This window comes from Streptomyces thermoviolaceus (genome assembly GCF_045209695.1).
In the GTDB taxonomy this organism is placed as follows: Bacteria; Actinomycetota; Actinomycetes; order Streptomycetales; family Streptomycetaceae; genus Streptomyces; species Streptomyces thermoviolaceus.
This window is the reverse complement of record NZ_CP109280.1, coordinates 5,328,340-5,345,973: the sequence shown is the minus strand read 5'-3', so window position 1 is coordinate 5,345,973 and position 17,634 is coordinate 5,328,340. Positions and strand designations below refer to the sequence as shown.

Annotated in this window: 17 protein-coding genes and 1 riboswitch; of the genes, 13 read left to right on the top strand and 4 right to left on the bottom strand. The window is 73.6% G+C overall.

The features are described 5' to 3' along the window. Positions 1-669 precede the first annotated feature (669 nt). Positions 670-792, top strand: a riboswitch (cyclic di-AMP (ydaO/yuaA leader). A gap of 2 nt (positions 793-794) precedes the next feature. Continuing rightward, complete coding sequence (locus OG899_RS23330; protein WP_125498888.1) at positions 795-1,268, top strand: C40 family peptidase; 474 nt, start codon at positions 795-797, stop codon at positions 1,266-1,268. Between the two features lie 16 nt (positions 1,269-1,284). Here the strand turns inward: OG899_RS23330 and OG899_RS23325 are convergent, their stop codons facing one another. Continuing rightward, positions 1,285-1,776, bottom strand: a complete 492-nt coding sequence (locus OG899_RS23325; RefSeq protein ID WP_125498889.1) for an ATP-binding protein — start codon at positions 1,774-1,776, stop codon at positions 1,285-1,287. 256 nt (positions 1,777-2,032) lie between these two features. Here OG899_RS23325 and OG899_RS23320 point away from each other — a divergent pair, with 256 nt between their 5' ends. Both OG899_RS23320 and OG899_RS23315 read left to right on the top strand, forming a co-directional pair. Then, complete coding sequence (locus OG899_RS23320) at positions 2,033-2,890, top strand: helix-turn-helix transcriptional regulator (protein ID WP_125498890.1); 858 nt, start codon at positions 2,033-2,035, stop codon at positions 2,888-2,890. 29 nt (positions 2,891-2,919) lie between these two features. Continuing rightward, complete coding sequence (locus OG899_RS23315; RefSeq protein ID WP_125498891.1) at positions 2,920-3,150, top strand: DUF397 domain-containing protein; 231 nt, start codon at positions 2,920-2,922, stop codon at positions 3,148-3,150. Between the two features lie 131 nt (positions 3,151-3,281). Here OG899_RS23315 and OG899_RS23310 read toward each other — a convergent pair whose 3' ends face one another. Then, entirely contained in the window at positions 3,282-4,409 is a 1,128-nt protein-coding gene (locus OG899_RS23310; protein WP_125498892.1) for an 8-amino-7-oxononanoate synthase, read from the bottom strand. A 146-nt stretch (positions 4,410-4,555) separates the two neighbouring features. On the opposite strand from OG899_RS23310, the gene bioB reads away from it, so the two are divergent. The 4 genes from bioB (at position 4,556) to OG899_RS23290 (ending at position 8,588) form a co-directional block, all read left to right on the top strand. Continuing rightward, on the top strand, positions 4,556-5,734 hold the full coding sequence (gene bioB / locus OG899_RS23305) for a biotin synthase BioB (protein ID WP_125498893.1): 1,179 nt from the start codon (positions 4,556-4,558) through the stop codon (positions 5,732-5,734). Further along, on the top strand, positions 5,727-7,016 hold the full coding sequence (locus tag OG899_RS23300) for an adenosylmethionine--8-amino-7-oxononanoate transaminase (protein ID WP_168131464.1): 1,290 nt from the start codon (positions 5,727-5,729) through the stop codon (positions 7,014-7,016). The genes bioB and OG899_RS23300 overlap by 8 nt, the downstream gene beginning before the upstream one ends. Before the next feature lies 1 nt (position 7,017). Further along, positions 7,018-7,746, top strand: coding sequence for a dethiobiotin synthase (bioD, locus tag OG899_RS23295; RefSeq protein WP_168131463.1), 729 nt, complete (start codon positions 7,018-7,020; stop codon positions 7,744-7,746). Positions 7,747-7,886: 140 nt separating this feature from the next. Then, positions 7,887-8,588 carry a class I SAM-dependent methyltransferase gene (locus tag OG899_RS23290; RefSeq protein ID WP_125498896.1) on the top strand — a complete coding sequence of 234 codons (702 nt, stop codon included), beginning with the start codon at positions 7,887-7,889 and terminating at the stop codon, positions 8,586-8,588. A 34-nt stretch (positions 8,589-8,622) separates the two neighbouring features. Here OG899_RS23290 and OG899_RS23285 read toward each other — a convergent pair whose 3' ends face one another. Further along, entirely contained in the window at positions 8,623-8,997 is a 375-nt protein-coding gene (locus tag OG899_RS23285) for a fic family toxin-antitoxin system, toxin component (RefSeq protein WP_125498897.1), read from the bottom strand. Positions 8,998-9,001: 4 nt separating this feature from the next. Further along, on the bottom strand, positions 9,002-9,253 hold the full coding sequence (locus tag OG899_RS23280) for an antitoxin (RefSeq protein ID WP_125498898.1): 252 nt from the start codon (positions 9,251-9,253) through the stop codon (positions 9,002-9,004). Positions 9,254-9,486: 233 nt separating this feature from the next. Here OG899_RS23280 and OG899_RS23275 point away from each other — a divergent pair, with 233 nt between their 5' ends. The 6 genes from OG899_RS23275 (at position 9,487) to OG899_RS23250 (ending at position 17,583) form a co-directional block, all read left to right on the top strand. Then, entirely contained in the window at positions 9,487-10,428 is a 942-nt protein-coding gene (locus OG899_RS23275) for an ABC transporter ATP-binding protein (protein WP_229813724.1), read from the top strand. 2 nt (positions 10,429-10,430) lie between these two features. Continuing rightward, positions 10,431-12,998, top strand: a complete 2,568-nt coding sequence (locus tag OG899_RS23270) for an ABC transporter permease (protein ID WP_125498899.1) — start codon at positions 10,431-10,433, stop codon at positions 12,996-12,998. A 47-nt stretch (positions 12,999-13,045) separates the two neighbouring features. After that, complete coding sequence (locus OG899_RS23265) at positions 13,046-13,930, top strand: LLM class F420-dependent oxidoreductase (protein WP_168131462.1); 885 nt, start codon at positions 13,046-13,048, stop codon at positions 13,928-13,930. A gap of 323 nt (positions 13,931-14,253) precedes the next feature. Then, positions 14,254-15,639, top strand: coding sequence for a hemolysin family protein (locus OG899_RS23260; protein WP_125498901.1), 1,386 nt, complete (start codon positions 14,254-14,256; stop codon positions 15,637-15,639). Beyond that, positions 15,636-16,649, top strand: a complete 1,014-nt coding sequence (locus tag OG899_RS23255) for a hemolysin family protein (protein WP_125498902.1) — start codon at positions 15,636-15,638, stop codon at positions 16,647-16,649. The genes OG899_RS23260 and OG899_RS23255 overlap by 4 nt, the downstream gene beginning before the upstream one ends. 97 nt (positions 16,650-16,746) lie before the next feature. Beyond that, the gene (locus OG899_RS23250; RefSeq protein WP_168131461.1) at positions 16,747-17,583 is read left to right on the top strand and encodes an SGNH/GDSL hydrolase family protein; all 837 of its coding nucleotides are present in this window, start codon (positions 16,747-16,749) and stop codon (positions 17,581-17,583) included. Positions 17,584-17,634: the final 51 nt, after the last annotated feature.

Genomic DNA, 17,634 nt, shown 5'->3' with positions numbered 1-17,634 from the left:
CGACCGGAGGCCGGACGAGCGAAGCCCTCCCCCGTTCGACGGGCACGTTCTTGCACGTTCTGCATGTTCTGGACACGCGTCGCGCCGGGCGGTGGTGTCCCGGCGGACGCACACCTCCCGGAACACCGTGCCATCCCTCCGCACACCACCACGTCCCCTCACACCACGCCCGTGTGTGCACCACCCCTGCGTGACCCCTGCACCACCCGCGTGATCCACCCCGCTGGCGCCGTCCGCAGGCACGGACAGGCGGGCGCACGAGGCCCTCGCGCTACGCGGCTCAGGGCACAAAACCCCGGATCGGACCAACCGGGATACGGCCTTTTGAGGGAGGCACGCCCCGGCGGAGCGTCGTGTTCCGGTTGCGCACCGGGACCCCGCGATCGCCGGTACGGGCCGCTTCGGCGCTGGTCGCAGGGGCGTGCACACCACCGCAGGACGAGTTGACGCAGCCGATTTCACCCGAACGGGCTAATGGCGAGAAACGACACCACACAGCGGCACTGTTGGGATTTTCAGACCCCCGTAGGCCAAGATCCGTGTCTGACGACAAGCCCCCGCCACCGGTGGCGGGGCGGTCCGGGCGGACGCCGAGTCCTGCCGCCGCCCGGGCGACCGGTCGACGCAGTGGATCGGCAGGAGTGGAGGACCCGAGCACGACGGGTCGCCGGAACGGTCACGCCATGACCGGGCCGGGCGGACCCTTGGGGTGAAGCCGCACACCGCGGCCGGGCTACTTCGCCAGCCCGAATCCGACAGGTCATCCTTCACAGGCGGCTGACGAAGGGTTGCGCATGACTGCGCTCAATCGTGTCCCGTCTTTTGTAGCCCGTGCAGGTACGGCCTCGGCCCTCACCCTCGCCGCCGTGGGCAGCTCGATCGCGATCCCCGGAGCGGCAACCGAGGCCTCGGCAGCGACTCTGGCGACGAAGGCCCTGAAGATCGCGGCGTCCAAGAAGGGCTCCCCCTATCAGTGGGGAGCGACGGGCCCGCGGAGATTCGACTGCTCCGGGCTCACGCTGTACTCCTTCAAGAAGGCCGGCAAGAAGCTGCCCCGCACCGCCGCACAGCAGTACAACAAGACCCGCCACATCTCCGCGCGCAGCCGCCGCGCCGGCGACCTGGTGTTCTTCCACCGGGGCTCGTACGTCTACCACGTCGGCATCTACGCGGGCCACGGCAAGATCTGGCACGCGCCGCGCACCGGAGCCGTGGTGCGGCTGGAGAAGATCTGGACCAAGAACGTCTGGTACGGCAGGGTCAGGTGACCGGGCCGGGTGCCCGTCAGAACACCCCGCGCGCATTCCGTCCCGCGGGCCGCCCGGCGTCCGCCCGGGCCGTGCCCGCGGGGCGGTCGGGCAGGGACCAGGGGAGTTCGACACCGACCGTCTTGCCGCCCTCCCGGAGGGGCCGCACGGTCATACGGCCGCCGCGCTCGGCGGTCAGCCACCGGATGATCACCAGCCCCCGGCCGTTGTCCTGCTGGACAGCGGCCGGCAGTCGTCTGGGCAGGCGCGGATGGCTGTCGGTGACGCCGATGCGCAGCCGTTCGTCGCGGTCGAGGGCGAGGTCCACCGTGAAGGTGGGGGACTGTCCGAGGGTGTGCTGGACGGCGTTGGTGGCGAGTTCGGAGACGATGATCCGCACGGTGTCGGCGATGTCCGAGTCCGGCGGCAGACCCCACTCCGCGAGAATGCCCACCGCATATGCGCGCGCGGCGGACACCGAGGCGGGTTCGCTCGGCAGAGTGACGGATGCTTCCAAATGGTCTGCCATGCGACGTCGTCCCTTTCCCACGGGGCCGCGTTCCGGAAAAAAGCGGAGGTGCGCGTGCGGTCCCGGACCGGTGCTTGCCCGTCAGACTGCCATCACCACGACGGTCACGGGTGGCGATCCACCAAGATATGCATATATCTGTCGCTCGATGCGGTGAACTCTGCTACGGAAGAACGTATTTGACACCGGCCTGTGCAGCGGGCCGTTGCCGCCGTCCCGATCCACGGCGGACCTTTCGAGAAGACGAGGAGTTGCGATGCATCACGGTCCTGAGGTGCGCCGGCGCAAGTTGGGCGCGGAACTGCGTGCCTTGCGCACGGCGGCGGGACTCACCAGCGGCGAGGCGGCCCGCAGAGCGGGCTGGCACCAGTCCAAGGTGAGCCGGATCGAGACCGGCACCAGCGGGGTGAAACCGGCCGACGTCCGGTTACTGCTCGACGCATACGAGGTCGAGGACGGTCAACTGCGCGAACTGCTGCTGGCGTTGGCTGGCTCGGGCGACGCCGAGGACCGTCCCTGGTGGCACGCCTACCGCGGGGTGCTGCCGCCGACCTACCGGGACTTCATCAGCCTGGAGTCCCAGGCCACCGGCATGCGCACCCTGGAGACCTCGGTCGTCCCCGGACTGCTGCAGACCCCCGAGTACGCCCGTGCGGTGACCCGGGCGGCTGTGGACGGGGTCGACGAGCAGCGGCTGGACACCCTGGTCGAGGTGCGGCTGACCCGGCAGGGCGTGCTGCGGGGCGACCCTCCGCTGCGGCTGAACGCAGTACTGGACGAGGCGGTGCTGCGCCGTCAGGTCGGCGGTCCTGAGGTGATGGCACGCCAGCTGGACCGCCTGATGGAGGCGGCCCGGCTCCCCCAGGTGACACTTCAGGTACTGCCCTTTTCCGCGGGTGCTCATATCGGCGTCACAGGCCCTTTCGTAATCTTCTCCTTTTCGAACACATCTGATCTCGACGTGGTAGTTCTCGACCATTTGACGAGTAGCCTCCATCTGGAACGGAAAGAAGACCTGCAGGCCTACTCGGAGGCCTTCGACACCCTTCGGCTCCACGCGATGCCGGCCGAGGACTCGTTGGAATACATCGCCGAGATACGCCAGGACTGGTGACACGGCGAGCGACCGCGTAAGGAGGCACCATGTCTGCTCTGCCGCGGAACGTACGCTCCAGCAAGGACCTGCACGGCGTGCGGTGGCTGCGCAGCAGCTACAGCACGGGCGCCAACAACTGCGTCGAGACGGCCCGGCCGGCCTCGGGGCCCTGCGCCGGGCTGCTCGCCGTACGCGACTCGAAGGACCCCGCCGGGCCCGCGCTGCTGTTCTCCCCCGCCAGCTGGACCCGGTTCACCGCCGCGGTGCACCGCATGTGACCTGCGGCCTGTCGTTCGGATCGTCCCGACGTCGTTCGACAGGCACCGCACCTCGCGGCCGGGCTGATCCGAACGAGAGGGCCAGGGAGCCCCCGGCCACGTCCGGTACCGCACGGCCGTGCCGTGCGGGCTCATGGCCGCGTGTCGCCGATCACCCGGACCGCGTGGTCGATCTGCGCCGGGGTGAGGTCCGCGCGGGCGGTCACCCGGAGCCGTGACACCCCGTCGGGCACGGAGGGCGGCCGGAAGCATCCCACGGCCAGGCCGGCCCGGCGGCAGGCGGCCGCCCAGTCGACGGCCGCCCGCGCGGACGGTGCGCGCACGGAGACCACCGCTGCCTGGGGCCGTACCGCGTCGAGCCCCGCGGCGGTCAGACGCGCGTGCAGCTGTGCGGCCACCTCACGGACCCGGTCCGCCCGCCACGGCTCGCGGCGCAGCAGCCGCAGCGCGGCCAGCGCCGCGCCCGCCGCGGCGGGCGCCAGGCCCGTGTCGAAGACGAACGTGCGGGCCGCGTTGACCAGATGGTGGACGACCCGGGCCGGGCCCAGCACCACACCGCCCTGGCTGCCGAGCGACTTCGACAGCGTGGCGGTCACCACCACGTCGTCGGCGCCCACGAGCCCGGCCGCGTGTGCCGCGCCGCGGCCGCCGGCACCGACGACGCCGAGCCCGTGGGCGTCGTCCACGATCAGTCCCGCGCCGTGCTCCCGGCAGGCGGCGGCGTACCCGGCCAGAGGCGCGAGATCGCCGTCGACCGAGAACACCGTGTCGCAGACCAGGACCGCCGGACCGTCATGGGTGCCGAGCGCCTTGCGCGCGCCCTCGGTATCGCCGTGCCCGATCACCTGCACGGTGCCACGGGCCAGCCGGCAGCCGTCGATGAGCGAGGCATGGTTGCCCGCGTCGGAGACGATCAGCGAGCCGTGCGGCGCCAGCGCGGTGACGGCGGCGAGGTTGGCGGCGTACCCGGAGGAGAACACCAGGGCGGCCTCGGCGCCGCAGAAGTCCGCGAGCTCGCGCTCCAGCGTGCTGTGCAGCTCGGTGGTCCCGGTGACCAGGCGGGACCCGGTGGCGCCGGCGCCCCACGTCCGTGCGGCGGCCGCGGCGCCCTCGACGACCTCGGGGTGGCGGGCCAGCCCCAGGTAGTCGTTGCCCGCCAGATCCAGCAGCCGCGTCCGCGCGGGCCGCGGCAGGAGGGTCCGCAGCAGTCCGGCCCGGCGGCGCGCATCGGCCTGCTCGTCGATCCAGCCGAACGCCATGGCCCCTCCGGAGGTTTGTAGACAGTGCACAGACCCTAGCGCCCCGAGAGCCCGCTCATCGTGTGGATGTGTCCACACCCTGTCCGGCATGTCTTGTGGGAAGTCTCCTTGGCCGCGGGCGGTCCGGTAGGACAAGATCGGCTTCCATGGACCTGCTGAACACACTGGTGGACAAGGGGCTTCGGCGTGAGCTGCCGACCCGCGACGAAGCTCTGGCCGTGCTGGCCACCTCCGACGACGACCTGCTCGACGTGGTGGCCGCGGCCGGAAAGGTGCGCCGCCACTGGTTCGGCCGGCGGGTGAAACTCAACTACCTGGTCAACCTCAAGTCCGGGCTGTGCCCCGAGGACTGCTCCTACTGCTCCCAGCGGCTCGGTTCGAAGGCGGACATCCTCACCTACACCTGGCTCAAGCCCGAGGAGGCGGCGAAGGCCGCGGCGGCCGGGCTGGCCGGCGGGGCCAAGCGGGTGTGCCTGGTGGCCAGCGGGCGCGGGCCCACCGACCGTGACGTGGACCGGGTCTCACGGACCATCGAGGCCATCAAGGACGCCCACGAGGACGTCGAGGTGTGCGCCTGTCTCGGGCTGCTCTCCGAGGGGCAGGCCGAGCGGCTGCGCGCGGCCGGCGCCGACGCCTACAACCACAATCTGAACACCTCCGAGGCGACGTACGGCGACATCACCACCACGCACACCTACGCCGACCGGGTGGACACGGTGCGCAAGGCGCACGCGGCCGGGCTGTCCGCCTGCTCCGGGCTGATCGCCGGGATGGGCGAGAGCGACGAGGACCTGGTGGACGTGGTGTTCGCGCTGCGCGCCCTGGACCCGGACTCGGTGCCGGTGAACTTCCTCATCCCGTTCGAGGGCACGCCGCTCGCCGAGGAGTGGAACCTGACCCCGCAGCACTGCCTGCGGATCCTCGCCATGGTCCGGTTCGTCTGCCCGGACGTGGAGGTGCGCATCGCGGGCGGTCGCGAGGTGCATCTGCGGTCCCTGCAGCCGCTCGCCCTGCACCTGGCCAACTCGATCTTCCTGGGCGACTATCTGACCAGCGAGGGCCAGGCCGGCAAGGCCGACCTGGAGATGATCGCGGACGCCGGTTTCGAGGTGGAGGGCGCCGGAGAGGCGACGCTCCCGGAGCACCGGGTGCGCGGCGACCGGTCGCAGGACGGCGGGTGCGGGTCGGGCACCGGTGCGTCGTGCGCTGCGTCCGCGTCCTCGACGACGTCGACGCCGTCGGCGCGGACGGCCGGCGGGCCCCGCCCGGACCTGGTCGCGGTGCGCCGCCGGGGCGCCGGAACGGATCTCGCACCCAATGCCTGAGGGGACCGCTCTGAGCGTGCCGGTCCTGCTGGACCTGGACCGGCGGCACGTGTGGCACCCCTACGGTCCCATGCCCGGCCGGCAGGAACCGCTCGTCGTGGAGTCGGCGAGCGGGGTCCGGCTGAAGCTGGCCGGCGGCGCGGGCGAACTGGTCGACGGCATGTCCTCCTGGTGGTCGGCCGTCCACGGCTACAACCACCCGGTGCTCAACGAGGCCGTACGCGCCCAGCTGGACCGGATGAGCCATGTGATGTTCGGCGGGCTCACCCACGAGCCCGCGGTCCGGCTGGTGAAACACCTCGTCGACATCACACCCGACGGCCTGGAGCACGTGTTCCTCGCCGACTCGGGTTCGGTCTCGGTCGAGGTCGCCGTCAAGATGTGCCTGCAGTACTGGCGTTCGCTGGGCCGCCCGGACAAACGGCGCCTGCTGACCTGGCGGGGCGGCTACCACGGGGACACCTGGCATCCGATGTCGGTGTGCGACCCCGAGGGCGGCCTGCACGAGCTGTGGACCGGTGTGCTGCCGCGCCAGGTGTTCGCCGACGCCCCGCCCGCCGCGTACGACGAGGCGTACGCCGCCCACCTGTGGGAGATGATCGAACGGCACGCCGGGGAACTGGCCGCTGTGATCGTCGAGCCGGTGGTGCAGGGCGCGGGCGGGATGCGGTTCCACTCCCCCGCGTATCTGCGGGTGCTGCGCGAGGCGTGCGACGCGCACGACGTGCTGCTGGTGTTCGACGAGATCGCCACCGGGTTCGGCCGCACCGGCGCCCTGTTCGCGGCCGGGCACGCGCAGGTCGCGCCGGATGTGATGTGCGTGGGCAAGGCTTTGACCGGCGGTTATCTGACGCTGGCGGCGACACTGTGCACGGCGCGGGTGGCCGACGGCATCTCGCGCGGCGAGGTTCCGGTGCTGGCGCACGGACCCACGTTCATGGGCAACCCGCTGGCGGCGGCCGTGGCCTGTGCCTCGATCGAGCTGCTGCTCGGCCAGGACTGGCGCGCCGAGGTCGAGCGGCTGGAGAAGGGGCTGCGGGAGGGTCTGGCGCCGGCCGCCGGCCTGGACGGCGTGCGGGACGTCCGGGTGCTCGGTGCCATCGGCGTCGTCCAGCTCGACCACGAGGTGGACATGGCGGCGGCGACCCGGGCCGCCGTGCGCGAGGGCGTGTGGCTGCGGCCGTTCCGGGATCTGGTGTACACGATGCCGCCCTATGTCACCGGCGACGACGACCTGGCCCGGATCGCACGCGCGGTGTGCGCCGCGGCACGGGAGGGATGAGATGACGGTTGTGGTGATCACGGGCACGGGCACGGAGGTCGGCAAGACCGTCACCACCGCGGCCGTCGCCGCGGCTGCCCTGCGTGCGGGGCGGTCGGTGGCGGTGCTGAAGGCCGCGCAGACGGGCGTGGGCCCGGCGGAGCCCGGGGACGCGGCCGAGGTCGCGCGGCTGGCCGGTGCGGTGACCGCCGAGGAGGTGGCACGCTATCCGGAACCGCTCGCACCCGCGACCGCGGCCCGCCGCTCCGGCCGGGAGCCGGTGAGTCCGCGGCAGGTGGCCGAGGCCGCCGCCGCACTGGCCGCCGAGCACGATCTGGTGCTGGTCGAAGGCGCGGGCGGCCTGCTCGTCCGGTTCGACGACAAGGGCGGCACCCTGGCGGACGCGGCCGAACAGCTGGGGGCGCCGGTCCTCGTGGTGGCCTCCGCCGGGCTCGGCACCCTGAACGCCACCGAGCTGACGGCCCGTGAACTGCGCTCGCGACGCCTGGATCTGCTGGGTGTGGTGGTGGGCAGCTGGCCCGCCGCGCCCGGCCTCGCCTGCCGCTGCAACGTGGCCGACCTGCCCGAGGTGGCCGGCGCACCGCTGCTGGGCGCGCTGCCCGACGGGGCCGGGGCGCTGCCGCCCGCCGCCTTCCGGGCCGAGGCACCCCGGTGGCTGGCGCCCCGCCTGCACGGCATCTGGGACGCGGAGGCGTTCACGGCCCGGCACACCCCGGAGCCGGCGGCGTAGCCGGACCGGCCCGGGACGGTGCGCCGCACAGCACCGGGCCGGCCGGCGGACGCGGGCGTGCGGCGCGGGCGGACGGGGGACACTCACCGTGGGCCGGTCCCCTCCGTCCCGTGCGATCCGGCCCTGTTCAGGAGGTCGCCATGCCGCTGCGCTCCCCCGGCTCCGGCAGGACGGCGCACGACGCCGTCCGCCATCCGCTGTTCGCCCGCCGGTACGCGCGCTTCAGCACGGTCGCCGAGACCCGGCTGGGCCTCGCGGGCGTGCGCGAACGCCTGCTCGCCGGACTCACCGGCCGGATCGTCGAGATCGGCGCGGGAGGCGGGCTGAACTTCGCGCACTACCCGGGCACCGTCGCGGAGGTCGTCGCCATCGAGCCGGAACGCCTGCTGCGGCACAAGGCGCGGGAGGCGGCCCTGCGCGCCGAGGTTCCCGTCGACGTGGTGCCCGGCTGCGCCGAGGCGCTGCCGGTCAAGAGCGAGGCGTTCGACGCGGCCGTGCTGTCGCTGGTGCTGTGCAGCGTGCGGGACGTGCCGAGGGCGCTCGGGGAGGTGCGGCGGGTGCTGCGGCCGGGCGGCGAGGTGCGGTTCTTCGAGCACGGCGTCGGCGGCGGCCCGGCCATGCGTCTGACGCGGCGCGTGCTGGACCGCACCGTGTGGCCGGCGCTGAACGGCGGCTGTCATCTCTCCCGCGACCCGGTCGCGGCGCTGCGTGCCGCCGGGTTCGAGGTGCGCTGCTGTCGCCCGGTGCGCATCCCCGCGTCGGGCCCCGCCCTGCCCCACTCCTACTGCGCACTGGGCAGCGCCCGGCGCCCGGCACCGGACGGACCACCCGGCGCGCACTGAGGTGCCGGGCGCGGGCGGTGCCGCCGTCGGCGGCTCACAGGCTCCACTGGCGCAGTTCCCGGGCGATGTCCTGCACGGTCGCCTCCCCGGTCTTGACCAGGCGGGCCAGGTCCCGCACCTGCTCGGGGGAGGTGACGACCTTCAGGCCGCTGGCGACGAGGTAGGCGTAGGCGACCGCGGAGGCGAAGAGCACGTTGGAGCGCTCCAGGGCGGGCACGTGGACGAGCAGCTGCAGCAGCGCGGCGGCCCGTGTGTACGGGGTGTCGTAGACGGGGACGCCGAATATCTCCGCCTGGTGCCGCGCCACCGCGGCAACCAGGGCGCCCCAGTCGGTGACCTGGGGATCTCCCGGCGTCATCCGTTCGGCCAGCATGAGCAGCCAGGCGAGGTCGATTCTGAGATCGTTCAAGGGTTCAGCGCCGGTTTTCGCTGCTGTACCTGCGGCGGCCCTCCCGTTCGGCCCCGAACTCCTCGGCGAAGACGGATTCGTAGCTCTTCATGAAGTCGGCGGCGGCCTCCACGAACGTCCGGCCGGCCTCGCCGGTGTCCTGGAGGACGAGTTCCTCGATGTACCGGTTGACGCTGATGCCGCGGGCCAGGGCACGTTCCCGGGCGGCACGGGCCGTGCCCTCGTCCACCCTCACGTTCAACTGCGTCTTCGCCATGCGTCGACGCTAGCGCCACGCCGCTAGCACCCACAAGCCCGGGGCGGGGCCCGGCTCGGCCCACGGGCGTGCACCGTTGCCGCCCGTATCGGGACTCCCGGGGCGTCCTGCGGCGCGGTGCGGCTCGGCTCAACGGGGGATACCGGGTGTGCGAACGGTCACATTAGGCTCGGCGGGGGACGAAGCAGTCAGGGCCGAGGACGTTCCGCTCGGCGCACCCCGAGGAGGCCGCCGTGTCCCCATCCGCCGTGGCGCCTGCCGACGCCGTCGCGGCCCGTGCTCGTGGGCTGACCAAGGCGTACGGGTCGGGCGAGACCGCCGTGCTCGCGCTGGACTCGGTGGACGTCGACATCGCACGCGGCCGGTTCACGGCGGTGATGGGCCCGTCCGGTTCGGGCAAGTCCACCCTGATGCACTGCCTGGCCGGGCTGGACAGCGTCTCGGCCGGACGGGTGTGGATCGGGGACACCGAGATCACGGGGCTGAGGGACCGCGAGCTGACCCGGTTGCGGCGGGACCGGATCGGGTTCATGTTCCAGTCGTTCAACCTGGTGCCGACGCTGAACGCCCTGGAGAACATCACGCTGCCCCTGGACATCGCGGGGCGCCGGCCGGACGAGCGGTGGCTGGACCGGATCGTCGACACCCTGGGGCTGCGGGACCGGCTCGGCCACCGGCCTGCCCAACTGTCCGGGGGGCAGCAGCAGCGAGTGGCCTGCGCGCGGGCGCTGGCCTCCCGGCCCGAGCTGATCTTCGCCGACGAGCCGACGGGCAACCTCGACTCCCGGGCCGGCCAGGAGGTGCTCGGCTTCCTGCGGGAGGCGGTCGACGGTCTCGGGCAGACGGTGGTGATGGTGACCCACGACCCGGGGGCGGCGGCCCGCGCCGACCTGGTCCTCTATCTCGCGGACGGGCGGATCGTGGACCGGATGGAACACCCCACGGCCGAGGCGCTGCTGGAGCGGATGCGTCTGTTCGCCGCGGGCCGCGGCGGCCATCCCGGGGCGACGGACCGGGGCCCGGAGGACCCGGACCGCCGGCCGGGCACGCGCCGCACCGGTCCGCACCGGATCACGGCCGACGGGGCGCCGGAGCGCCGGCTCGCGCAGGAGCCGTGCGCCGCGGACGGGGCGTCGCCCGGTGACGGCGACGCCGCGGCCGCCGAGGAGAGCTGACCGTGCTCAAGGCGACGTTGCGCGGTTTCCTGGCTCACCGGGGCAGGCTGCTGATGTCGGCTCTGGCGGTGGTGCTGTCCGTGGCGTTCGTCGCGGGCAGTCTGGTCTTCTCCGACACGGTCTCCCGGACCTTCGACCGGCTGTTCGCCTCCACCGCCGCCGATGTGTCGGTCACCCCTCGGCAGGACCTGAGGAGCCCGGTGCCCACCGGTGTGGTGCGGACGCTGCCGGCCGACCTCGCGCGGCGCGTGGCCGAGGTGCCCGGCGTCGCGGCGGTCCAGCTGGACGTCGTCGTGCGGAACGCGACGGTCGTCGACCGCCGCAACCGCCCGGTCGGCCCGGCCACCGGCAGCCCCATCACGGTACGGAACTGGGAGGAGACCGGCCGCAACCCGCTCCGGCTGGCCTCCGGCCGCCCTCCGCGCGGTGACGGGGAGGCCGTGCTGGACGCGGACACCGCCGGGCGGCAGCACGTGCGCCTCGGCGATCCGCTGTCGGTGCAGGCGCAGCCGGGCACGTTCCGGGTGCGGGTGGTCGGCATCGCCGCGTTCACCACGACCAATCCGGGCTCGGCGCTGGTCTGCCTCGACACACCGGTCGCACAGCGGCGGCTGCTGGGCTCCACGTCCCGCGCGACCGGGATCTCCGTCGAGGCGGCGCCGGGAGTGAGCGACGCGCGCCTCAAGGGCAGGGTCGCCGCGGCGGTCGGGACGACGGCGTACGACGTGCGCACCGCCGGCGAGCAGGCCAAGTCGGCCGCGGAGAGCCTGGGCTCGTTTTTGAAGATCATCAAATATGTGATGCTCGGCTTCGCCGGGATCGCGGTCCTCGTCGGCGTCTTCCTGATCGTGAACACCTACGCGATGCTGGTCGCCCAGCGCACCCGTGAGCTGGGGCTGCTGCGCGCGCTGGGCGCCGACCGCGGGCAGGTGCGGCGGTCGGTGCTGACCGAGGCGGCACTGCTGGGGCTGGTCGCCTCCGCGGTGGGCCTGGCGGCGGGCATCGGACTGGCGGCCGGGCTGATCCGGCTGCTCGGCGTGTTCGGCATGAACCTGTCGGCGGCGGAGATGACCGTCCGCTGGACCACGCCGGTGGCCGCCTGTGTGGTGGGCACCGGCGTCACGGTCGTGGCGGCCTGTCTGCCGGCCCGGCGGGCCGCGGCGGTCTCCCCGATGGCCGCTCTGGCCGACACCGAGGCCGCGGACGTGGGGCGGCCGCTGACGCTGCGGGCCGTGGCGGGTGCGGTGATGGGGGCGGCGGGTGCGGCCGCGCTCGCGGGCTGTGCGCTGGTGTCCCGGACCGCGACCGCCGTCTGGTTGCTGGGCGTGGGCGTCGTGCTGACCCTGATCGCGACCGTGGTCGCCGGGCCGCTGCTGGTGCGCCCGCTGATCCGGGTGCTGAGCGCGGCGTTCCCCGCGCTGTTCGGGCCGGTCGGGCGGATGAGCCGGCGCAACGCACTGCGCAATCCGCGCCGCACCGGCGCCACCGCGGCCGCCCTGATGGTGGGCCTGGCGCTGGTCACCGGGATGTCGGTGGCCGGCGCCAGCGTGACCCGGTCCGTGGACCGACAGATCGACCGGACGCTGGGCGCCGACTACATCGTGCAGAACCGCACCTTCCTGCCCTTCCCGCAGCAGGTCACCGACGCGGTGCGGGCCACTCCGGGCGCGGGCACCGTGGTACGGCAGCGGCTGGCGCCGATCGCGGTACGGCTGCCGGACGGCCGGCGGGTCCAGACGCTTGCCTCCGCCTACGACCGGCAGCTCGACTCCGTCGCCCATCTGCGGTACGCGGCCGGGGACACCGCGGCCGCGCTCGCCGACGGCCACCTGGCCATGGACGCCGGCTTCGCCCGCCGGCACGGTGTGCGGGCGGGCAGCGTGCTGCCGGCCGAGTTCCAGGGCGGGCGCCGCACCACGCTGACCGTGGCGGCGCTGACCGACCAGGACCAGGCCGAGGGTTTCGGGGTGCAGGGCGGGCTGTTCATGGGCATGAGCACCTTCACCCGACAGGTGCCGGAGGCCGCGGACGCCGCCCTGTACGTGAACGCGGCACCGGGCACGAGCACCGGGCAGCTGCGCGCCGCACTGGACAAGGCGCTGGCGCCCTATCCGGCCGTGCAGGTCAGGGACCAGGCCGACTACAAGGAGCTGGTGCACGAGCAGATCGCGGTACTGCTGTACCTGGTGTACGCGCTGCTCGGGCTCGCCATCGTGATCGCGGTGCTCGGGGTGGTCAACACGCTGGCGCTGTCGGTGGTGGAGCGCACCCGGGAGATCGGGCTGCTGCGGGCCATCGGGCTGGCGAGGCGGCAGCTGCGCCGGATGGTGCGGCTGGAGTCGGTGGTGATCGCGGTGTTCGGTGCGGTGCTCGGGCTGGCGCTGGGGCTGGTGTGGGGCGTGTGCGCACAGCGGGTGCTCGCGCTGCAGGGCGTCACGGCCCTGGCGATCCCCTGGGGCACCGTCGTCGCGGTGATGGCCGGCTCGGCGGTGGTGGGCGTGGTGGCGGCCGTGGTGCCGGCGGCGCGCGCCTCCCGCCTGAATGTACTGGCGGCGATCGCGCACGAATGATGCAATCGCGGCGGACCTCGAGGGAGACCGTCGAAGGGGGAGAGATCATGCCGCGCCCGTTCCGCTTCGGAGTGAACCTGACCCGGCCGACACCCGCCGCCGAGTGGCGCGCCACCTGCCGCAGGGCCGAGGACCTCGGCTACGACGTGCTCCTCGTCCCCGACCACCTCGGCACCGTCGCGCCCTTCCCGGCACTGGTGGCCGCCGCCCAGGCGACGAGCAGGCCCCGGGTGGGGACGTTCGTGCTCAACGCGGGCTTCTGGAACCCGGTGCTGCTCGCCCGGGAGGCGGCGACGGTGGACGCGCTGACCGACGGCCGCCTGGAGCTGGGGCTGGGCACCGGGTACGTCCGGGAGGAGCACGAGCGGGCCCGGCTGCCCTTCGGCTCCGCGGGGGAGCGCGTGGACCGCCTGCGGCGCACGGTCGAGGAGCTGGACCGGCTGCTGGGATCCGAGGAGCACCTGCCGCGGCCCGTGCAGCGCCGGGTGCCGCTGCTGATCGGGGCGAACGGCGACCGGATGCTGCGGCTGACCGCGCGGCACGCGGACATCGCGGCGTTCACGGCCGCGCGCTCCGCGCCCGGCAGCGCCACGGGACTGCTGCCGCTGGACGCCGAGGAGCTGGACGAACGGGTGACGCTGTACCGCAAGCTCGCGGCGGACCGCGCCGAGCCGGCCGAGCTGAACCTGCTGCTGCAGATCGTGGCGGTCACCGACGATCCCGAGGCGGTGCTCCGGCCGCTGCTGGAGCATGTGCCGGGCCTGACGCTGGAGCAGGCGCGGGAACTGCCGGCGATCCTGGTGGGCCCGCTGGAGCAGCTCGTCGAGCAGGTGCGGGAGCTGCGCGACCGGTACGGCTTCACCTATCTGACCGTGCTGGAGCCGTACATGGAGGACTTCGCCCAGGTGATGGCGCGGCTGCGGGAGGCGTAGGCCGCGGGGTGCCGCGGGCGTGCCGGTTCCGGCCCGCGTCCGTTCCGGCCGGGGCGCCCGTGCCCGTTCCGGCCGAGGTGTCGTCGGCGCGCCCCGTGCTCACTGCGGCCGGGGCGCCGATCCAGCCGGGGCGCCTCCGAGCGCGGGCCGCCCGCACGGGCCCCGGGAGCACCGCACACCCAGGCTTTACCCATTCTTCACCTCGCGTGGAGAACCCGATCCCCCATGAGAGGCAGTCACCGTCCGTCCACCGACGACCCGCCCGATGTCCGCCGCCGCGCACGCGCTCCGGTCCTGTCCAATGATGGGACGGGGGTGAGCCGATGACCGAGGTGCTCCTGCTGCTGGTGGCGGTGGTGCTGTGCGTGGCCTGCGGTGGCTTCGTCGCGGCCGAGTTCTCGCTGACCACCGTGGACCGCGGTGCCTTGGAGAGGGCGGCCCGACGCGGCGAGCACGGTGCGGCCGGCGCCCTGAAGGCGGTACGGAACCTCACCTTCCAGCTGTCCGGCGCCCAGCTCGGGATCACCGCCACCAATCTGGTGGTCGGCATGCTCGCCGAGCCGTCCATCGCCGCCCTGATCGCCGGACCGCTCCAGGAGACCGGCGTCTCCCGGTCCGCGGCCCGCTCGGTGGCGCTGGTGCTGGGCACGGCGCTGTCCACGGTGTTCCTGATGGTCGTCGGCGAGCTGGTGCCGAAGAACTGGGCGATCTCCTCCCCGCTGGTGATGGCCCGCCGGGTGGGCACCGCGCTGCGCTGGTTCAGCGCGGCCTTCCGGCCGTTCATCACCCATCTGAACAACACGGCGAACCGTGTGGTGCGCCGGCTCGGGGTGGAGCCCGCCGAGGAGCTGGCCTCCGCGCGCGGCCCCCAGGAGCTGGCCGCGCTGGCCCGCCACTCCGCGCGCGAGGGCGCCCTGGAGCCGGACACCGCCGAGCTGTTCGTGCGGACGCTGAACCTGGCCGACCTGACCGCGGAGAACGTGATGACCCCGCGCGTGCAGGTGGTGGCCCTGGACGCGCAGGCCACCTGCGAGGACGTGGCCAATGCGACCCGGGCGACCGGCCTGTCCCGCTTCCCCGTCTACCGCGGCAGCCTGGACGCGGTGGTGGGCACCGCCCACATCAAGGACGTGCTGGCGGTGCCCGCCGAGCAGCGCACCCGCACGCCCGTGTCGCAGATCATGCGCGAGCCGCTGTTCGTGCCGGCGTCGCTGACCGTGGACCGGCTGCTGGACCGGCTGGGCGGGCGGCGCACCATGGCGGTCGTCATCGACGAGTACGGCGGCACGGCGGGCGTGGCGACGCTGGAGGACATCGTCGAGGAGGTCGTCGGGGAGGTCCACGACGAGCACGACCTGCCCGAGACGCCCGGCATCGTCCCGGCCGGCGCCGACGCCACCGGTCACGCCCTGTACTCCGCCGACGGCTCCGCCCGCGTGGACCAGCTGGCCCGGCTGGGACTGCGGGCCCCCGAGGGCCCCTACGAGACCCTCGCCGGCCTGGTCGCCACCCGCCTGGGCCGGATACCGGTGACCGGGGACGTGCTGCAGGTCGCCGGGTGGCGGCTGGACGTGGTGGACGCGACCGGGCACCGGGCCGCCCGGGTGCTGCTGCACGCCCCGCTCGACGACGCCCACCCGCCGGCCGCCCGGCCCCCCAAGCGGCGGCGCGAGCAGCAGGTGGGCGACGGGAAGGGGGCTGGTCCGTGACCGTCGTGCAGGTCCTGATCGGTCTGGCGACCCTGGTCGTCAACGCCTTCTTCGTGGGCGCCGAGTTCGCGCTGATCTCGGTGCGCCGCAGCCAGGTCGAGCCGTACGCCGAGGCGGGCGACCGGCGGGCACGCAGCGTGCTGTGGGGCCTGGAGCACGTCTCGGCGCTGCTGGCGGCCGCACAGCTCGGGATCACCCTGTGCACCCTGGTGCTCGGCGTGGTCGCCGAACCGGCGATCGCGCACCTGCTCGAGCCCGTCTTCCACGCCCTGGGCGTGCCGGAGGGCGCCGGGCACGCGGTGTCCTTCGTGATCGCGCTGACGCTGGCGACGTATCTGCACATGCTGCTCGGGGAGATGGTGCCGAAGAACGTCGCGCTGGCGGAGCCGGTGCGCAGCGCTCTGCTGCTCGGCCCGCCGCTGGTCGCGCTGTCCCGTGCCCTGCGGCCGGTGATCTTCACGGTGAACGCGTTCGCGAACGGGCTGCTGAAGCTGCTGCGGGTGGAGGCGAGGAACGAGGTTCCGGCGACCTACACGGACACCGAGCTGGCGGACATCGTCAAGGACGCGAGCCAGGCCGGTCTCATCGACGACCGGGCCCAGGAGCGGCTGAGCGACGCGCTGGTGCTGGGGCGGCGGCCGGTGCGGGACGTGGTGCTGCCGCTGGAGCGGGTCGTCTACGCCCGTCTCGGTGTCACCCCGGAGCAGCTGGAGAAACTGTCCGCCGACTCCGGGTTCTCCCGGTTCCCCGTGGTCGACGAGGCCCGGCGCATCATCGGCTATCTGCACGTCAAGGACGCGCTGGACGCCTCGCCGCGCACCGAGCCGTTCCGGCTGAAGGACATGCGCCGCATCGCCCGGGTCAGGGAGAGCACACCGCTGGACGACGTCCTCACCGCGATGCGGGCGAGCCGCACCCACCTCGCGGCCGTGCTCGGCGCGGACGGCCGCCTGGCCGGTCTGGTGACGATGGAGGACGTGCTGCGGCAGCTGTTCGGGCAGCCCGTGTGACGGGCGGCCGGGCCGCACGGTGAGCGGAAGCGGCCGGGCGGGACCGGACCGACCGCTTGGTATGCGCTGGTGCGGGCCGGGATAGGATCTCCCCGCCATGCAGACGCTCCCCGAACCCCCCGCCCCGTCCCCCGCTCACACCAGCCTGGTCGCGATCGGCGACTCCTTCACCGAGGGCATGTCGGACCAGCTGCCGGACGGCTCCTACCGGGGCTGGGCCGACCTGCTGGCGGCCCGGATGGCCGCCCGCACGCCCGGTTTCCGGTACGCCAACCTCGCCGTGCGCGGCAAGCTGATCGGGCAGATCCTCGACGAGCAGGTCGACGTGGCGGCGGCCATGGGGGCCGACGTGGTGACGCTGGTCGGCGGCCTCAACGACGTACTGCGACCCCGGTGCGACATGGGCCGGGTGCGGGGCCTGCTGACGGAGGCGGTGGAGCGGCTGGCGCCGTCCTGCAAGCAGCTGGTGCTGATGCACAGCCCCGGCCGGCGGGGCCCCGTCCTGGAGCGGGTCAGGCCGCGCATGGAGCAGCTGTACGCCTGCATCGACGACCTCGCCGCCCGGCACGGTGCCGTGGTCGTCGACCTGTACGGCGCCCCGTCGCTGGCCGACCCCCGGATGTGGGCCGTGGACCGGCTGCACCTGACCGCCGAGGGCCATCGCCGGGTCGCCGAGGCGGTGTGGCAGGCGCTCGGCTACGAGCCGGAGGACCCCGAGTGGCGCACTCCGCTGCCGCCGACCGCGCCGCCGAGCTGGGTCAGCCGCCGGATCTCCGACCTCCGCTTCACCCGCGAGCATCTGCTGCCCTGGATAGGCCGGCGTCTGACCGGCCGCTCCTCCGGCGACGGCCGCCCGCCCAAGCGACCCGAGCTGCTCCCCTGCCTTCCGGAGTCGGCCCCGGCGACGGACACGGCCGGAACCGGCCCGGCATGACGGCGTTCTCGTAGCTTCCGACGAACACCCCCGTGGCGCTGGCCTGCACGA